Source organism: Burkholderia sp. Ac-20384, assembly GCF_017104605.1.
GTDB lineage: Bacteria > Pseudomonadota > Gammaproteobacteria > Burkholderiales > Burkholderiaceae > Burkholderia > Burkholderia lata.
Window position 1 is genome coordinate 23,986 of the sequence record NZ_JAAGPE010000008.1, and the last position, 16,739, is coordinate 40,724.

The window sequence follows — 16,739 nt, forward strand, 5'->3', positions numbered from 1 at the left end:
CCTGCGATTGCCTCGCAGGCCGCCCGTTTCATTGCGTCATCCGCAGCGGCGGATCAGGTTGCCGCGCGCCCTACTTCTGCTTCTCCGCCTCCATCTTGTCGGCGACTTCGTCGCCATACACCTTCGCGACGCGTCGCGCGACGATCGCCTCCATCAGCGTCTTGTCGAAATCGTCGGCGGTCTTCCAGCCGCTGCCATCCTTGACGAACGTGAAATCGCCCTTCAACTGCAACATCGACGGCGCGCCGATCGCACCGAGCAGCCGGTCGCGATAGTCGATCAGCAATGGACACGACACATGGTCGCCGTCGATCTGCTTGCAGTCGGCAGCCGGCATGACGCCCAGCACGTTGCTCGTCAGCGTTGTCGGCTTGTCATCGCCAAACATCGGCTTGCCATAGCTCGGCATGCGCGCCGACACCTCCTTGTCGAGTTGCGCGACGCCCGCCATGAAAGCCGTGCTGATGACGTCACGGCCGAGCGGTGCGCCGAGCTTCGGATTGAGGCCCTGCGCACTGTATCGAACCGTCACGTATTCGGGCGGAAACATCTGCACGACAAAGGCGCTCTTGTCCTTGTCGTCGTGCCGGACCACATAGCCGAGCGTCGCGTGCTCGTCGGCGATACTCACGTCCGCCAGGCAGCCGCGCGCGCGATTGGCCTCGTCGTAGCCGACTTCACGGGGGTTGCTGACGTGCGGAAACGACTTGCTGCCCTGGTCGAGCATCTGCATCGGGTTCTTGCGCATCATGTCCATGCGCGCGTCGAACATCAGCGAATTCAGTGCCTTGGTCGTGCTCGACGCGCTGCACGCGGGCGCCGATGCGGGCCACAACAGGTAGGCGCCGACCGCCAGCGCGGCAGCCAGGCCGCCGAAGCCGATCATCATCTGCTTCTTCTTTTGCTCGCGCTGCATCGATGCGACCGTTTCGTTCCGACGCTGTTCGAACCGGGGCGGATCGATCTCCTCCAGCACCGTCAGCAGGACGATTTTCGCGTTGCCGCTCGCGTAGTGGCCGTCCAGCAGTTCATGCGTGGCTTTCGCCTCGGCTTCCGCCGTCGTGTAGCCCTCGGCGATCAGCCAGTCGAGCAGTTTGCGCACGGAATCGGTATCGGGAAACTCGGCCGGTGCATCCCTCAGCCGCTGGGTGACGCGCGCCGCCTGCTCCTCCGTCAGATAGCCGCCTGCTTCGAGTTCGATCAGCAGGACGGCGCGGTTGTCATCGATCGGTTCTGCCTGGCCCGGTTGTTCGAAAGTCATCGTTGTTGTTCTCCGTCGAGACCGATTCGCTGCGCGGGCCATGCCGGCCTATTGTGCAGACGAATCGCGTCGATCTCCGGAAACTACTTGATTCCGGCGCAGGTGTCGATACGCCCGCGCGTCGCTTTCTCGCGCGGGCCGGCCATGCATCATCCATGTTCGTGCGCCAGATGCGCCGCGCACCCCACCTTCCCCGGTGCGATCTCGTCCTTCAGCGTCAACGCCGGAATCGCGTAATCGCCCGCGTTTTGCCGCCGGAACGGGATCGGCTGCGTGGTCCAAAGCGCATCCAGCCGCTTGCCGAGCGCCGCACGCGTTTCGTCGAAGCGCGCGTCGTTCATCTTCCCGGTGCGGTAGATCACGAACGGCGGCAGCACGTCGAAGCCCGGGTAATACAGCATCCCGTGCTGGATCGGGAACAGCACGTCGTCGATCGGCCCGTTGATCCCGCGCGGGCTGTAATGCGATTCCCACCCGCCCGCCGTGACGATCACCATCGCGCGCTTGCCGGCAAACGAGCCTTCACCGTAGCGATCGCCCCAGTGCGTATCGGAATGCTCGCCGACACCGTACGCAAAACCGCAGGCATACACGCGCTCGAACCAGCCCTTCATGATCGCCGGCATCGAGAACCACCACAGCGGGAACTGCAGGATCACCGCATCGGCCCACCGCAGCTTGTCCTGCTCGCGCACAATGTCTTCGCGCTGCGTGCCGGTTGCAAACGCATGCTTCGAGTCGTTCGACGGATCGAAACGCGCACCCGGCTCGCGCCGGGTCAGGTCATCCGCATCGAACGCCGCCTTCCAGTTCATCGCATACAGGTCGGTCACCTGCACCGTGTGGCCGGCCGCTTCGAGATGCTCGACGGCAAAGTCGCGCAACGCGCCGTTCAGCGAGCGCGGTTCGGGATGGGCATAGACGATCAGCACATTCATGTTCGGTACTCCGTTGATTGAATGACTGCAGGATGCCGTGACCAACGGTATATTTGAAATGAATTCCTGATATCCCAGGTATAGCCATGAATAATCTCAGACGACTCGATCTCAATCTGCTCGTCACGCTGGACGTGCTGCTCGCCGAGCACAACGTCACGCGCGCGGCCGAGAAACTGAACATGTCGCAGCCGTCGGTGAGCGTGCAGTTGCAGAAGCTGCGCGACCTGTTCGGCGATCCGCTGCTGCTGCCGGGGCCGCGTGGAATGCGGCCGACCGCGCGCGCGGAGGCGCTGCGCGAGCCGTTGCGCGAAGCGCTCGAAGCCGTCGAGCGTGCGGTCATTCCGGCCACCCCGTTCGATCCCGCGACCGCGACGAACACATGGCGCGTGGCCGCGACCGACTACGGCGAATCGACGATCGTCCTGCCCGCGCTGAGCACGCTGCGTTCGGCCGCGCCCGCCACACGGCTCGCCGTGGTCGAACTGGTACCGCCGCGCATCGAGCAGGATGCCGAACGAAATGGCATCGATCTCGCCTTCCATACGTCCGAAGGGTCGCCGCCCGGCATGCGGCGCTTGCCGCTGTTCGCCGAGCGTTACGTGCTCATCGGCCGCGCCGGGCATCCGAAGCTGAAGCGGCGTCCGACGCTCGCGCAGTTCGGCACGCTCGAGCACGTGATCGTGTCGCCCGACGGCGGCGGCTTCTTCGGCGTGACGGACGAAGCGCTCGCGAAGGTGGGTGCCACGCGGCGCGTCGTGCTGTCGGTGCCGCACTTCCTGTTCGTGATGTCGGCCGTGGCCAGTACCGATCTCGTCGCGATGCTGCCCGAGCGGCTGGTGCGCGACGTGCCCGCGCTGCGTGTCGTGGAAGCGCCGGTCGAGGTGCCCGGCTATGAAATGTCGATGCTGTGGCATGAACGCGTGCATCGCGATCCGGCACATCGGTGGTTGCGGGAGACGATCGCGGCAGCGGTGTAGATCGGTCGACCGCCTGGCGCGGCCGCCCGCGTCGATCGCCATCGCACGAAATCCTTCATCCGGGGCTTGAAACCACGCCGAACACTGTATATATTTACAGTGCTTTTGCACCATTTGACCCGAATTCCGTCATCCACAGACGAACGGACTTTTGTGAGGCGACCATGTTCCAGGCATCCGCATTCGATCCCGAGCAACCCGGCTTCAACCCCGTCCACTTCGAGCGCGCCGCGCAGCGAGCGGTCGTCGATCTGCAACGTGTCGCGGGCGGCCCCGCGCAGCGGGCGCTCGGCCTGCGGCGGCGCACCCATCCTGCGGCCGTCCGCACGATGAGCTGGCAGGCGCTGCTGAACGTCGAAGAGCTGGCATTCTCGAATGCCGGCTTCCTGAACCGCAACGAGCCGGCCGTCGTCGACGCGTTCATCCGGCTGCGCGACAGCCGCCTGGTCGCGGCAGACGTCGAGGAGCCGGTCGACTGGCGCCGCGACGATGACGACCTGCCGGCCATCTACCTGATCGTCAAGGCGATGCTGGACGCGGAAGAGGAAGAACGGGCCGAAGCGGCCTGAGCCGGATGATGACCGTTCGCGGTCGCGGTCTGTCGGGGTAGCGCCGCCACGTTGCGTGGCGACGCGGCCGGCGTTGCGGCTCTTCCCGGTCCTGCGCCAGCGAATCGGTGCAGCGGACGGAGAGCCACGAACCGCCGTGCAGACGGATCACCGCCTCGCGCAGTACGTCCGAGTACCCCCCGTTGCAGCGACTGCCCGTTACAGCCGAGCCGCGAGCCGTGAACCCTGATCGATTGCGCGCTTTGCGTCGAGTTCGGCCGCCAGTTCCGCGCCGCCGATCAGGTGCACCGAACGCCCGGCCGCCTGCAGCGGCGCGAGCAACGCGCGCTGCGGCTCCTGCCCCGTGCAGAGCACGATCGTGTCGGCTTCGATCAGCTCGTGATCGGTACGCTGCTCACCGTACGACACGTGCAGGCCGCGCGCATCGATCAGTTCATAGTTCACGCCGCCGATCATTTTCACCTGCTTCATCTTCAGCGTCGCACGGTGAATCCAGCCGGTCGTCTTGCCGAGCCCCTTGCCGAGCGGCGCGGCCTTGCGCTGCAGCAGCGTCACTTCGCGCGCGGGCGCCGTCACCTGCGCACGCGTCACGCCGCCACGCGTCGCGGCCGGGTCGGTCACGCCCCACTCGGCCTTCCACTCGTCCAGATCGAGCGCCGGCGATTCACCCTCCTGCACCAGGTACTCGGCGACATCGAAGCCGATCCCGCCCGCACCGACCACCGCGACACGCCGGCCGACCGGCTGCTTGCCCGCGAGCACGTCGATGTAGCTGAGCACGTTCGGCCCGTCTTGCCCCGGGATCTTCGGATCGCGCGGCGCCACGCCGGTCGCGAGCACGATCTCGTCGTAGCCGCCCGCGATCAGGTCGCTCGCGTCGACGCGGCGGTTCAGGTGCAGGTTCACGCCGGTCAGCTCGACCTGGCGGCCGAAGTAGCTCAGCGCTTCGTGAAACTCTTCCTTGCCGGGAACGCGCTTCGCCATGTTGAACTGGCCGCCGATCTCGGCCGCGCCGTCGAACAGGTCGACCTGATGGCCGCGCTGCGCGAGCACGGTCGAGCAGGCGAGCCCGGCCGGTCCCGCGCCGACCACCGCGATGCGCTTCGGCTGCGCGGCGGGCGTGTATTTCAGCTCCGTCTCGTGGCACGCGCGCGGATTCAGCAGGCACGACGCGATCTTGTTCTTGAACGCGTGATCGAGACACGCCTGGTTGCAGCCGATGCAGGTGTTGATCTCGTCGGCGCGGCCCTGCGCGGCCTTGACCACGAACTCGGCATCGGCAAGCAGCGGGCGGGCCATCGACACCATGTCCGCGCAGCCGTCCGCGAGGATCTGCTCGGCCACTTCGGGACGGTTGATCCGGTTGGTCGTCACGAGCGGAATGCCGACCTCGCCCTTCATCTTCTTCGTCACCCACGCGAACGCGCCGCGCGGCACCGACGTTGCGATCGTCGGCACACGCGCCTCATGCCAGCCGATCCCCGTGTTGATGATGGTCGCGCCCGCGCGCTCGACGGCCTTCGCGAGCTGCACGGTTTCGCTCCAGTCGCTGCCGTCCGGAATCAGGTCGAGCATCGACAGCCGGTAGATCAGGATGAAATCGCGGCCGACCGCTTCGCGCGTGCGCTCGATGATCTCGATCGGCAGCCGGATGCGGTTCTCGTACGAACCGCCCCACTGGTCGGTGCGCTTGTTCGTATGCATCGAGATGAACTGGTTGATCAGGTAGCCTTCGGAGCCCATGATCTCGACGCCGTCGTACCCCGCTTCGCGCGCGAGCTTTGCGCAGCGGACGAACGCGCGAATCTGCCGCTCGACACCGCGCGCGCTCAGTTCGTGCGGCGCGAACGGCGAGATCGGCGACTTGATCTTCGACGGTGCGACCGCGAACGGGTGATAGCCGTAGCGGCCCGTATGCAGGATCTGCAGTGCGATCTTGCCGTCCTCCGTGTGCACGGCGTCCGTGATCTCGCGATGTCGCCGCGCGGCAGCCGACGTCATCAGCGTGCCGCCGAACGGCTTGGTCCAGCCGGCCACGTTCGGCGCAAAACCGCCCGTCACGATCAGGCCCACGCCGCCGCGGGCGCGTTCGGCGAAATATTCGGCGAGCCGCGGCAGCGTCTTGCGGCTGTCCTCGAGGCCCGTGTGCATCGAGCCCATCAACACGCGGTTCTTCAACGTCGTGAAGCCGAGATCGAGCGGTGCAAGCAGGTGGGGAAAGGTCGTGGTCATGATGAGCGTGCCAATTCGTGCCGGTAAGCGATGCGTGACATCGTAGGCGCGCGCCGCCTTGAACGTGAGGGGGCAAACAGCCATAATGCTTGTCATTTCCGGCCAAAACGACATGACCTCCCCCCTCGCCAAGGATCGCCTCGGGCTGCGCCGGCCGACGATTCCGGTTGCTTATACGCGCCTGCTGCTGCAGGCGCTGGCCGCGCGCGGTGTCGATCTGGCCGCCGTGCGCGCCGGCACGGGCCTGCGCGATGCGGTGCTGGCCGAACCGGACGCGCGCGTCGCGCCGTCGCAATGGGGGCGGCTCGTGCTCAATGCGATCGAGATCAGCGGTGATCCGGGCATCGGGCTCGCGTTCGGGCTGCTGCTGAAGCCGACCGTGCACGGCTTTCTCGGTTACGCGACGCTGACCGCGCGGGACATCCGGGAGGCGCTCTCCGTCACGCAGCGCTACTTCCGGATGCGCAACCGCCAATATCGCCTGACCTATGACGAAGACGAACGCGGCGCGACGCTCGAACTGCACGGCGTGCAAGCGAGCCCCGTGCTGCAGCATCACGTGATGTTCGAGTTCGTGCTGACGGGGCTCGCGCAGAACATCTCGCAATGGGCCGGGCGCACGTCGCCGTCGATCAAGCTGCAATTCGCGTGGCCCGAGCCGCCCTATTTCGCGCGCCATCGAGACCAGTTGCCGCCGGTCGAATTCGGCTGTGCCGCCAACGCGCTGTGGATCGCGCACGACGTGCTCGACTGGCCGCTGCCGCTCGCCGACGAAGTCGCGCACCGGCAAGCGCTCGTGCAGGTGGAGCGCGAGTATGCGCAGGTGCGCCAGGAGGAAGGTGACTTGGTCGAACGCGTGCGGGCGGAGCTGGCACGCGGAGCCGGCGATTACCCGGGGCCGGAGACGCTCGCCGACGCACTGCTCGTGTCGACGCGCACGCTGCGGCGCCGGCTGGAAGACGCCGGTTCGAGCTACCGGCAATTGCTCGATGAAGCGCGGTTTCGCGACGCGAAGCAGTTGCTTGGCGCATCGGATCTCGACCTGAAAACCATCGCCGAACGGCTGCAATTTACCGACCCGGCGAATTTCACGCGCGCGTTCCGGCGCTGGGCGGGGCAGACGCCGAGTGCGTATCGGGAGGCGGCCGCGGGGCTGACGGTACAGAAGCCGGAAAGCGCACGCTAATCCGGTTCGATCGCGGAATCCAGGCTCGTCGACGAACGCGCCGTCAGGACCTCGACGAACATCCCGACGAGCGGCTCGACGACGGGCTGCGTGGCCGGGTCCTCACCGATCACGGCGACTTCGGACGCGGGCAGCGCCGGCCATTGCGCGGACGTCGGCAGGATTTTCATGCCGGCCTGCAGGAACGACTTGCCCAGCGCGGTGACCCCCAACCCGCCCGCGACGGCGGCCTGCACGCCGACGAGATTGCTGGCCGTGCAACCCACCGACCATTCGCGGCGTGCCGCATCCAGGCTTTCCGTCATCACTTCGCGATAGGCGCAAGGCGGCGGCATCATGACGAGGCGCGCGGGGCGGCCCGGGTCGTTCCGGTAGTTTTTCGCGGCCAGCCACACCAGCGGCTCGCGCCAAATTACGCGACCGCGCACTGGCGCGCCGTCGTGCGTCTGCCGGGCGAAAACCACGTCGAGCAGGCCGACCCGATGCGCGTCGGCGAGTTCCGGGCTCGATCCCGTGACGAGTTCCAGCTGAACGGCCGGGAAGCGCTCGCCGAAGCGCGCCAGGATGCGCGGCAGTTGCGCGTGCACGAGATTTTCGGACACGCCGAGCCGCAGCCGCTCGACCTGCGGCGGCTCCCGCAATTCGTTCATGAACGCGTCGTACTGCGCCAGCAACCGCCGCCCGCCGGCGAGCACGCGCTCACCTTCCTGCGTCAGCCTCAGCGAGCGGCTCGTGCGCTCGAACACGCGCACGCCCAGCGTATCCTCGAGCCGCAACACTTTCTGGCTGACGGCCGATTGCGAACGGCCGACGACGTCGGCCGCCGCCGTGAAGCTGCCCGTCTCGGCCACGGCAACAAACGCGTGCAGCAAATCCAGATCCAGCATCGTGCCCCATCCATTCGATAATCTTCTAGATGCAAGAAAGATTATTCGTTTGTCTTCTTGTTCGCAACTTCACACAATGGCTTCGTATCAGCCGGACTCGATGGCGAGTCGCGGCAGGAAACGGATCAACGTCGTTGTTTCAACGGAGCAGGAAGATGAGCAAACGCAATTCGGTCGAGATCGTCGAGCACTTCTGGCGGGAAGTCTGGCAGGGGCGCAACCCCGACGCGGTGGACGCACTCGTCGCCGAGGATTTCGCGATCACGTCGGGTGGTACGGTCATCCGCTCGCGCGCGGCATTCAAGACGTGGGTCGCGGCGTTCCTCGCGAGCATCGACGACTTCCGGTTCGAAGTCGTCGAAACGTTCCAGAACGAAGCAGGTGACCGCGTCGCGAGCCGCTGGCGCGTGACGGGGAAGAACAACGGGTTCATGGGATCGGCCCCGTGCGGGTCGCCCATCGACATGACGGGCACGGCCGTCTGGCATGTGCGCGACGACGGGCTGCTGCAGCACAACTGGGTCGAACGCAATGCGCTCGAAGTGCACCGCAACCTGAAGGGGTCGCAGCTGTAACGCCCGGGCGGCGGCGAACGGGAACGCTCGCCGCGCCGCGCGCGAATCGGTCAGGCCGAACGCGCCGCGTCGCCCAGATCAATCCGCGCGCCGCCATCCCCCTCGCCCGCCTCGATCCGCACCTCCCCCGTCGCGGCGACGATCGCGTCATACACATCATCGGTCACGCACACCACCGGCACCGCGATCGCATACAGCTCGGCCGCCACGATCGCGCCGATCGAGATGATCAGGTCGCGCTCCTTCAGCACGATCGCGACCGGCCCCGTGCCGTTGCGTACGGCTTCCGCGAGCACGCTGCTGCTCGAACTCGAGCCCTTCGCGTGCGGCATCACCATCACCTTGCCGGCGAGGCTCGCACCGGCCTGAGGGTGCCCGCGATCGACGATCTTTCCCGCACCGGAGTCGTAGCCGCCCCAGAAGCTGAGCGGCTTGTCGAGCACGAACGGGCGCGCGCATGCGCTGCCCGGCACGAGCGTATCGCCCGTCAATACCTTGCGCGCGGCCTCAATCATCGAATCGCACCTTTCCTTCGTACGCCGAACGCACGCATTCGCGCATGCTGCCGTACGCGACCGTCACGCCGATGTTCGCGGGCGCATACGACGCCCATTTCCCCGAATTGGTCATCACGAGCCCCGACAGTTGCTTCATCACCGGCGTGATGTACGTGCAGGTATCGACGACGATCTGGATGCCGCGTGCAGCGAATTTCTCCGCGAGGCCGGCTTCGTCCAGTTCCCACAGGATGAACCGGCTCGTGTTCACGTAGAAATCGCAGGCCGGCTTGCCGTCGAATGCATCGAGCAACGCATCGAGCGTGCGGAATTCGGCCAGCGAGAAATGCGGCGTGCCGAGCGCCACTGCGACGAGCGCATCGCCGGCCGCGCCGTGGTTCAGCGTGCGGCGAATCTCGTCGAGGTCGGCCATCGCGACATCGACCGTGCGTTGCGCCGCTTGCCCGTGCAACGCGGCGTCGAGCGTGGGCGCTTCCGGCGTCACGCCGACCGCATGGAACAGCGCGACAGCGCCGCTCGACGCGGCAGCCGCACCGAGCGCCTTGAGTTCGTCTTCGGTGGTGTCGGCCGGCAGCCCGACGATCGCCGGCACGACCGCGCCCGCGATCCGGCCGATCAGCAGCCCGAGCGCGGCGAAATAGATGTCGCGCGACGGCAGGCGGCTGAAGTCCGGCGCGTTGAACACGATCCGCGCGGCGCGGTTCGCTTCGACATGCAGCCCCGCATACGGCGCACGCCCGGTGATCGCGGCGGCCAGGTCGAGAAAATCGCCGTACCGGCTCGTCCGCGCGCCGAGCACCGAGTTCGCGAACACGATCGCGTTCGATTCGGCCCACGCGATCTGCTCGCCCTTCGCGGGACGGTTCTTCAGTTGATACGGCGCGCACGTGAAGCTCGATTCGCAACCGAGCTGCAGATGCGCGTCCATCAGGCGCTGCGCGTCGCGCTGGATCGTGCGGTCGCCGTGGTACAGCTCGGGATGGATCAGGTCGAGCGACCCGACGTTCAGCGTGGTCGGCACCGCGACCTTCGCGCCGGTGTCGACGAAATACTCGACGAAATCGAGGCTGGTCTGGCCGTGATACAGGCAGCCGTCGATATGCGCGGACGTGATGTCGATCAGGTGCGGCGCGGACATCACTTGCGCCGTGCGCGCGACGATCCGCATCGCGCGTGCGACGCCATCGCCGAAATCTCCGCGCAGCATCGCGCTGTCGCGGTCACTCAACCGCAGCATCGGTTGCTCCTCTGACGCGCACCGGCGGCGCCGGCCCGTGAAATCTGTCAGAGGACTCTACAACTGGAAATAAAAACTGTCCAGATCGCGATCGATCCGGACAGTTTAAAAACCAATTCCCACTCTGGAACGCCAATGAAGTGGCCAATGGCTCGAATTTAGCTCCAGTTTGCCGCCAGCCCGCCGTCTAGCGTTCCGCGGTCACACTGAACAGTTCGTCGCGCAGCGCCTTCGCGCGGTCGTGGCCGAACTGCGTCTCGAATTCGTCCTGCGCGGCCTGCCACGCGACCTTCGCCTGCGCGAACGTGCGCTCGCCCAGCTTCGTGAGGCTCAGCGCGTGCGCACGCGCATCGTGCTCGGACGCGGCCGTTGCGACGAAGCCGTCGCGCTGCAGCGGCTTCAGCGCGCGCAGCAACGTCGTGCGATCCATCACGAGCGCATCGGCGAGTTCGCTCATCAGCAGGCCAGGCTGGCGCGTCAGGTTCGCCATGATCGAGAACTGGGCGGGCGTGACGCCAACCGGGGCCAGATGGCGCTCGTACAGTTGCGTGACGAAGCGCGCCGCCTGACGCAGCGCGAGACAGTTGCACGCCTGGGCAATCGAGGTGTCGTTCATGCTTCGCAATTTATATGTGCATATGCATAAAGTCAATGTACACTCCGCCGTAACAAGGCCGGTGGCCGGCCTCGCGTCAAGGAGACGGACATGGACTACATCGACAAGCTGCGGATTTTCCGGTCGGTGGTGGAGATGCGCAGCTTCACGCGCGCCGCGGACATGCACGGCCTCGCACGGCCTGTCGTGTCGCGCGCGGTTGCGGATCTGGAGGCGCGTTTCGGCAGCCGGCTGCTGCACCGGACCACGCGCCAGGTGTCGCTGACCGAAACGGCCGAGCGCATCTACGAGCGCTGCGCGGCCGTGCTCGACGAACTCGACTCGCTCGAAGCGGAAGCGCAGGCGCCGACGCGCGAGCCCGAAGGCCTGCTGCGGCTCGTCGCGCACACGACGGCCGCGCTGAACCGGCTGGTGCCGCTGATCGCCGGCTTCAAGGCCGCACACCCGAAGGTGCGCCTCGACGTGACGCTGACCGAGCGGCCCATCGATCTCGTCGGCGAAGGCTACGACATCGGCATCGTCGTGCCGTACATGCTGACGAACGAATCGACCGTCGTGCGGCTGGTCGAACGGATTCCGCTCGTGATCGTCGCGACGCCCACGTACCTGCGCGCCCATTCGCGCCCGGTCACACCGGCCGATCTCGCCGACCACCCGTTCGTGCCGATGTCACCGTCGCTGCGCCGGCCCGCGCTGTCGTTCCGCGTCGACGGCGACCTGCTGACCGTGCCGTTCCGCTTCGACATCTCGTCGAACAGCCCCGTCTTCAACCGCGAAATGGTGATGCACGACTTCGGCATCGGCGTCGTGCCGAAAACGCTCGTCCAGGCCGAACTCGCGTCGGGTGCGCTCGTGCAGTTGCTCGCGGATGCCGATCTCGTCGACAAGTTCGTCGAGATCAAGCTCGCGTACGCGAACCGCGCGCTGCTGCCCGCGAAGGTCAAGGCGTTCATCGACTACACGGCCGCCTACTGCGACCGCGAAGGCTGGATCGTTCCGGCGGCAGCCTGACGCCGATTGGTACAGCCATGACAACAATCTGATCACGCCCCGCCGCTCGCTTCGCGCCCTATTGCCCCCTAACATGTGTACATGCACAAGACCACGCTCACCGATGACGATTGCTTCGCGGTCCGGCAAGCCGCCCGCCGGATCTCGCAGTTCTACGAGCGTTATCTGTCGCGGGCGGGCGTGACGTCGTCGCAGTACAGCATTCTCGCGCTGCTGCGCGACCGGCCGGGCCTGACGATGGCGACGCTGTCGGCCGTGCTGGTGATCGAACGCACCGCGCTGCTGCGCGCGCTCAAGCCGCTCGTCGGCGCGGCGCTGGTGGCCGGCCGGATCGAGCCGCGATGCCGCCGCCAGACGTTCGCGCTGACCGCTCACGGCGAAACGAAAATCGCCGACGCGCAGGTGCACTGGCTCGCCGCGCAGGAAGCGTTCGAGCAGCGGTTCGGGTCGACGCAGGCGGCCCGCCTGAGAGACGAATTGTTCCGGATCACGCACAACCTGCCGGAACGCTAGCCCCTTCCCCGATCGACGACCCGTCGTCGATCGACTTGATAAGTGTATATACATAGGTGAATCGATGGATACGACCCAAGCCGCTGCTACATCCCGTGAAGCAGCCACACTCGACCAGCCCGCGAAGCAACAGCGCCGCGTGCCGTGGATGCGCATCGCGGTGGGTGCCGTCGTCATCGTCGTCGTCGCCGCCGCGCTCGACTGGCTGTTCGTGCTGCGCTTCCAGGAGAGCACCGACGATGCGTATGTCGGCGGCGACGTGACGGTGCTCGCGCCGAAGGTCAACGGCTTCGTTGACAAGATCCTCGTGACCGACAACCAGCGTGTGAAGGCCGGCGACGTGCTCGTGCAGCTCGATGCGCGCGACTACGACGCGAAGCTCGCGCAGGCCAGCGCCGAAGTCGACAGCGCCCGCTCCGCCGTGACGGAACTCGCGGCGAAGCAGCAACTGCAATACGCGGTGATCGGCCAGCAGGCGGCCGACAAGAACGCGTCGTCGGCCGAGCTGACACGTGCGGCGTCGGACCGCGTGCGCTATCGCGAGCTCGTCAAATCCGACGCCGTGTCGAACCAGATCGTCGAACGCGCGGACGCCGACTACTCGAAGGCCGGCGCCGCCGTCGAACGCAGCGACGCCGCGCTGCTCGCGTCGAAGCGGCAACTCGACGTACTCGGCGCGCAGCTCGCCGATGCGCAAGCCCGCGTGAACACAGCGCTTGCCGCGCAGCGCGTCGCCGCGCTCAACGTCGAATACACGACGATCCGCTCGCCGGTCGATGGCTACGTCGGCAACCGCACGGGCCGCGTCGGGATGCTCGCGAACGTCGGCGTGCCACTGCTGACGGTCGTGCCGGCTTCCGGACTGTGGGTCGACGCGAACTTCAAGGAAGACCAGCTTCGCAAGATGCACGCGGGCGATCGCGTCGACGTATCGCTCGATGCGTCGAGCACGAAACTGCACGGCCGCGTCGACAGCCTCGCGCCCGCGACCGGCGCGACCTTCAGCGTGCTGCCGCCCGAGAACGCGACCGGCAACTTCACGAAGATCGTCCAGCGCATACCGGTGCGCGTGCATCTCGATCCGCAGCCGGGCCTCGACCACGTGCTGCGCCCCGGCCTGTCCGCGGTCGTGACCGTGCATACCGATCACGCGAACTGAACGGGAGATGACGATGACCACCGCGTTTTCCGGCGACCCCGCGTCGCAACCCACCAAGCAGCGCGTGTTCGCTTTCGCGCTGATGTGCGTCGGCTTCTTCATGGCGACGCTCGACATCCAGATCGTCGCATCGTCGCTGCGCGACATCGGCGGCGGGCTTTCCGCCAGCCAGGACGAATTGTCGTGGGTGCAAACGGCCTACCTGATCGCCGAGATCATCGTGATCCCGATGTCGGGCTGGCTGTCGAAAGTGATGTCGACGCGCTGGCTGTTCGCCGCATCGGCGGTCGGTTTCACGATCACCAGCATGCTGTGCGGCGTCGCATGGGACATCAACTCGATGATCCTGTTTCGCGGGCTGCAGGGTGCGCTCGGCGCCGCGATGATCCCGACCGTATTCACCACCGCGTTCGTGCTGTTCCCCGGCAAGCAGCGGCTGATCGCCTCGACGACCATCGGCGCGCTCGCGTCGCTCGCGCCGGCGATCGGCCCCGTGATCGGCGGCTGGATCACCGACCAGTGGTCGTGGCACTGGCTGTTCTACCTGAACCTCGTGCCGGGCATCGCGGTGGCCGCGCTCGTGCCGCGCTACGTGCACATCGACGAACCCGATCTCAGCCTCATCAAGCGCGGCGACTATCTCGGCATCGTGCTGATGTCGGGCTTCCTCGGCTGCCTCGAATACGTGCTGGAAGAAGGCCCGCGCAAGAACTGGTTCGGCGACGACGCGATCGTGATCTGCGCGTGGATCTCCGGCATCTGCGGCTTCCTGTTCATCGTGCATGCGCTGACCGCGAAGGATCCGATCGTCGACCTGCGCGCGCTCGTCGTGCGCAACTTCGGGATCGGCAGCCTGCTGTCGTTCGTGACCGGCATCGGGATCTTCGTGACCGTGTTCCTGACGCCGCTGTTTCTTGCGCAGGTGCGCGCATTCAGCTCGCTGCAGATCGGCATGGCATTGCTGTCGGTCGGCGCGTTCCAGCTGGTCGCGCTCTGTGCGTATGCGTTCGCCGCGCGCTTCTTCAGCCTGCGCGCGCTGCTCGTGTTCGGGTTGATCTGTTTCGGGCTCGGCTGCTACCTGTACACGCCGATCACGCACGACTGGGGCTGGCGCGAACTGCTGCTGCCGCAGGCACTGCGCGGCATCGGCCAGCAGTTCAGCGTGCCGCCGATCGTGACGATGGCGCTCGGCTCGCTGCCGCAGTCGCGCCTGAAATCGGCGAGCGGCCTGTTCAACCTGATGCGCAATCTCGGCGGTGCGATCGGCATCGCGGTGAGCGCGACGATGCTCAACGACCGGCTGAACTTTCACTACCTGCGCCTGAACGAGCACGTGAGCGCCGGCCAGCCGCAGGTCTCATCGCTGCTCGATCGCCAGGCCGCGTACTGGACGTCCGTGGCCGGCAACACGCTGGACACCGCGCAAGCCGGGCTCGCGAACCTGCACCACCTGATCTATCGCGAAGCGCTGACGCTCACCTACGCGGATGCGTACTACGCGCTGTCGCTGTGCTTCGTCGTCGCGCTGATCGCGGTCGTCTTCTCCAAACCCATTTCCCTGAACGCGCCGCCGCCGGACGCGCACTGAGGTTGAGGTCATCACCATCATGAAAAAACTTCTCGTCGCCCTCGCCGTCAGCGCACTCGCCGCAGGATGTGCGGTGCAGCCCGCGCAGCATCCGGCGCTTCAGGATTCGGTTCGAACGCTCGCGCCGGATGGTTGGGATACCGAGGTGCCGCGCGCGGACATCGACGCCGCCGCGTGGTGGGCGCAATTCCACGATCCCGTGCTCGATCGGCTGATTGCCACCGTGCTCAATGACAACCTCGATCTGCAGGCGGCCGCCGAACGCGTGAAGCAGGCGCAGGCGCTGACCGTGCAGAAGCGCGCAGTGCTGCTGCCCGAACTCGATGCGACCGCGCATGCGGCCGACGCACGCCAGAACACGCCGCCGCCGCTCGGTTATGTGCGGCAGGCCGGTGCGGGGCTCGCGCTGAGCTGGTCGCCTGATGTGTTCGGCGGCGAACGGCTCGATCTGCTTGCCGCGCAGGCCGAGCTCGTCGGGCAGAAGCATGCGGAAGATGCGATGCGGCTCGCGCTCGCGGCCGATGCGGCTTCCGCGTATGTCGATCTGCGCTGGGCGCAGCAGGAATTGAAGATCCTGCAGGACAACGCGAAGATCCGGCAGCATGCGCTCGAGCTCACGCGCAAGCGGCAGGCGTTCGGGTTGTCGACCGAGCTTGACGTCACGCGTGCGCAGAACCAGCTCGATGCACTCGAAGCGCGGATTCCACCAACGCAGGCGCAGGTTTCGCATCAGCTCAATCTGATCGCCGTGTATTCGGGGCGCACGCCGGAATCGGTCGATCGGCTCGTGCTCGCGCAGGCTGGGGAGATTCCCGCGCCGCCGGTTGGATCGCCAGGGACGTTGCCTTCGCAGGCGTTGCTGCGGCGGCCGGATGTGCTGACCGCGTACGCGCAGGTCGAGCGGCGTGCGGCGCAAGTCGGGGTGGCGAAGGCCGAGCGGTATCCGAAGTTTTCGTTGAACCTGACGGACGGGATTCTGGCGGCTTCGTATCTCGGGTTGCCTACGTTGACCGATAACCTGTTCAGTGCCGCGTTGAGTGCGACGAGCCCGATCTTCAATGCGGGACGGATTACTGCCGATATCTCGCAGAGCGAAAGCAGGATGCGCGAGTCCGAACTCGGGTTGCGGCAGACGATGCTGCAAGCGTTGAGGGAAGTCGAGGATGCGCGGGCGAATCTCGTCAGTTCCGATGAGGCGTCTCGGAGGCTGGGTAGTGCGCTGGCTGCTTCGGATAAAGCGCTTGGATTGGCGAATCAGCTTTATAAGGGCGGTGCGACGGATTTTCTGGATGTGCTGTCGGCGCAGGAGGTGTATCTGCGGGATTCGGATTCGCTGAATCAGGTCAAGCGCGAGCATGCGCTGGCGGCGGTGGCGCTTTATCGGTCGCTTGGGGGTGGGTGGAGCAGGAATGACGCAGCGGGCGGGCCGGAGGTGGAGGCTGTGGCGAAGAACTAAGCGTGATCACGAT

Annotated in this window: 16 protein-coding genes; 9 read left to right on the forward strand and 7 right to left on the reverse strand. The window is 66.3% G+C overall.

Annotated features, from left to right (window positions below; all coding sequences use genetic code 11):
- Positions 1-70 precede the first annotated feature (70 nt).
- Entirely contained in the window at positions 71-1,261 is a 1,191-nt protein-coding gene (locus G3O00_RS02925; RefSeq protein ID WP_206141987.1) for a hypothetical protein, read from the reverse strand.
- A gap of 149 nt (positions 1,262-1,410) precedes the next feature.
- On the reverse strand, positions 1,411-2,199 hold the full coding sequence (locus tag G3O00_RS02930; RefSeq protein WP_206141988.1) for an NAD(P)H-dependent oxidoreductase: 789 nt from the start codon (positions 2,197-2,199) through the stop codon (positions 1,411-1,413).
- A gap of 86 nt (positions 2,200-2,285) precedes the next feature.
- On the opposite strand from G3O00_RS02930, the gene G3O00_RS02935 reads away from it, so the two are divergent.
- The gene (locus tag G3O00_RS02935; protein WP_206141989.1) at positions 2,286-3,179 is read left to right on the forward strand and encodes a LysR family transcriptional regulator; all 894 of its coding nucleotides are present in this window, start codon (positions 2,286-2,288) and stop codon (positions 3,177-3,179) included.
- A 164-nt stretch (positions 3,180-3,343) separates the two neighbouring features.
- Complete coding sequence (locus G3O00_RS02940) at positions 3,344-3,748, forward strand: DUF2471 family protein (RefSeq protein ID WP_011355927.1); 405 nt, start codon at positions 3,344-3,346, stop codon at positions 3,746-3,748.
- A gap of 198 nt (positions 3,749-3,946) precedes the next feature.
- Here G3O00_RS02940 and G3O00_RS02945 read toward each other — a convergent pair whose 3' ends face one another.
- On the reverse strand, positions 3,947-5,980 hold the full coding sequence (locus tag G3O00_RS02945) for an NADPH-dependent 2,4-dienoyl-CoA reductase (RefSeq protein ID WP_206141990.1): 2,034 nt from the start codon (positions 5,978-5,980) through the stop codon (positions 3,947-3,949).
- Between the two features lie 85 nt (positions 5,981-6,065).
- Between G3O00_RS02945 and G3O00_RS02950 the strand changes: the two genes are divergently transcribed.
- Positions 6,066-7,166: an AraC family transcriptional regulator gene (locus G3O00_RS02950; protein ID WP_206141991.1), complete on the forward strand. Its 1,101-nt coding sequence runs from the start codon at positions 6,066-6,068 to the stop codon at positions 7,164-7,166.
- Here the strand turns inward: G3O00_RS02950 and G3O00_RS02955 are convergent.
- Positions 7,163-8,053, reverse strand: coding sequence for a LysR substrate-binding domain-containing protein (locus G3O00_RS02955; protein ID WP_206141992.1), 891 nt, complete (start codon positions 8,051-8,053; stop codon positions 7,163-7,165). The two genes, G3O00_RS02950 and G3O00_RS02955, sit on opposite strands and share 4 nt — an antisense overlap.
- 155 nt (positions 8,054-8,208) lie before the next feature.
- Between G3O00_RS02955 and G3O00_RS02960 the strand changes: the two genes are divergently transcribed.
- Complete coding sequence (locus G3O00_RS02960) at positions 8,209-8,628, forward strand: ester cyclase (RefSeq protein WP_206141993.1); 420 nt, start codon at positions 8,209-8,211, stop codon at positions 8,626-8,628.
- A gap of 50 nt (positions 8,629-8,678) precedes the next feature.
- Here the strand turns inward: G3O00_RS02960 and G3O00_RS02965 are convergent, their stop codons facing one another.
- The 3 genes from G3O00_RS02965 to G3O00_RS02975 form a co-directional block, all read right to left on the reverse strand.
- Entirely contained in the window at positions 8,679-9,143 is a 465-nt protein-coding gene (locus tag G3O00_RS02965) for a DUF126 domain-containing protein (protein ID WP_206141994.1), read from the reverse strand.
- Positions 9,136-10,383: an aconitase X gene (locus G3O00_RS02970; protein WP_206141995.1), complete on the reverse strand. Its 1,248-nt coding sequence runs from the start codon at positions 10,381-10,383 to the stop codon at positions 9,136-9,138. The genes G3O00_RS02965 and G3O00_RS02970 overlap by 8 nt, the downstream gene beginning before the upstream one ends.
- A gap of 187 nt (positions 10,384-10,570) precedes the next feature.
- The gene (locus tag G3O00_RS02975; RefSeq protein WP_206141996.1) at positions 10,571-10,999 is read right to left on the reverse strand and encodes a MarR family winged helix-turn-helix transcriptional regulator; all 429 of its coding nucleotides are present in this window, start codon (positions 10,997-10,999) and stop codon (positions 10,571-10,573) included.
- Positions 11,000-11,089: 90 nt separating this feature from the next.
- Here G3O00_RS02975 and G3O00_RS02980 point away from each other — a divergent pair, with 90 nt between their 5' ends.
- From G3O00_RS02980 to G3O00_RS03000, 5 genes are all read left to right on the forward strand, one after another.
- Positions 11,090-12,010 (forward strand): LysR family transcriptional regulator, encoded by a 921-nt coding sequence (locus tag G3O00_RS02980; RefSeq protein ID WP_174931837.1) that lies wholly within the window; start codon positions 11,090-11,092, stop codon positions 12,008-12,010.
- 81 nt (positions 12,011-12,091) lie between these two features.
- Positions 12,092-12,523 carry a MarR family winged helix-turn-helix transcriptional regulator gene (locus G3O00_RS02985; protein WP_011355936.1) on the forward strand — a complete coding sequence of 144 codons (432 nt, stop codon included), beginning with the start codon at positions 12,092-12,094 and terminating at the stop codon, positions 12,521-12,523.
- A 64-nt stretch (positions 12,524-12,587) separates the two neighbouring features.
- The gene (locus G3O00_RS02990; RefSeq protein ID WP_206141997.1) at positions 12,588-13,682 is read left to right on the forward strand and encodes an HlyD family secretion protein; all 1,095 of its coding nucleotides are present in this window, start codon (positions 12,588-12,590) and stop codon (positions 13,680-13,682) included.
- A 13-nt stretch (positions 13,683-13,695) separates the two neighbouring features.
- Positions 13,696-15,270, forward strand: coding sequence for a DHA2 family efflux MFS transporter permease subunit (locus tag G3O00_RS02995; RefSeq protein WP_206141998.1), 1,575 nt, complete (start codon positions 13,696-13,698; stop codon positions 15,268-15,270).
- 19 nt (positions 15,271-15,289) lie between these two features.
- Positions 15,290-16,726, forward strand: a complete 1,437-nt coding sequence (locus G3O00_RS03000; protein WP_206141999.1) for an efflux transporter outer membrane subunit — start codon at positions 15,290-15,292, stop codon at positions 16,724-16,726.
- Positions 16,727-16,739 lie beyond the last annotated feature (13 nt).

Coding starts and splice junctions, on each gene's coding strand:
- G3O00_RS02925 (WP_206141987.1), bottom strand. CDS start 1,261: ATGACTTTCGAACAACCGGGCCAGGCAGAACCGATCGATGACAACCGC.
- G3O00_RS02930 (WP_206141988.1), bottom strand. CDS start 2,199: ATGAATGTGCTGATCGTCTATGCCCATCCCGAACCGCGCTCGCTGAAC.
- G3O00_RS02935 (WP_206141989.1), top strand. CDS start 2,286: ATGAATAATCTCAGACGACTCGATCTCAATCTGCTCGTCACGCTGGAC.
- G3O00_RS02940 (WP_011355927.1), top strand. CDS start 3,344: ATGTTCCAGGCATCCGCATTCGATCCCGAGCAACCCGGCTTCAACCCC.
- G3O00_RS02945 (WP_206141990.1), bottom strand. CDS start 5,980: ATGACCACGACCTTTCCCCACCTGCTTGCACCGCTCGATCTCGGCTTC.
- G3O00_RS02950 (WP_206141991.1), top strand. CDS start 6,066: ATGCTTGTCATTTCCGGCCAAAACGACATGACCTCCCCCCTCGCCAAG.
- G3O00_RS02955 (WP_206141992.1), bottom strand. CDS start 8,053: ATGCTGGATCTGGATTTGCTGCACGCGTTTGTTGCCGTGGCCGAGACG.
- G3O00_RS02960 (WP_206141993.1), top strand. CDS start 8,209: ATGAGCAAACGCAATTCGGTCGAGATCGTCGAGCACTTCTGGCGGGAA.
- G3O00_RS02965 (WP_206141994.1), bottom strand. CDS start 9,143: ATGATTGAGGCCGCGCGCAAGGTATTGACGGGCGATACGCTCGTGCCG.
- G3O00_RS02970 (WP_206141995.1), bottom strand. CDS start 10,383: ATGCTGCGGTTGAGTGACCGCGACAGCGCGATGCTGCGCGGAGATTTC.
- G3O00_RS02975 (WP_206141996.1), bottom strand. CDS start 10,999: ATGAACGACACCTCGATTGCCCAGGCGTGCAACTGTCTCGCGCTGCGT.
- G3O00_RS02980 (WP_174931837.1), top strand. CDS start 11,090: ATGGACTACATCGACAAGCTGCGGATTTTCCGGTCGGTGGTGGAGATG.
- G3O00_RS02985 (WP_011355936.1), top strand. CDS start 12,092: ATGCACAAGACCACGCTCACCGATGACGATTGCTTCGCGGTCCGGCAA.
- G3O00_RS02990 (WP_206141997.1), top strand. CDS start 12,588: ATGGATACGACCCAAGCCGCTGCTACATCCCGTGAAGCAGCCACACTC.
- G3O00_RS02995 (WP_206141998.1), top strand. CDS start 13,696: ATGACCACCGCGTTTTCCGGCGACCCCGCGTCGCAACCCACCAAGCAG.
- G3O00_RS03000 (WP_206141999.1), top strand. CDS start 15,290: ATGAAAAAACTTCTCGTCGCCCTCGCCGTCAGCGCACTCGCCGCAGGA.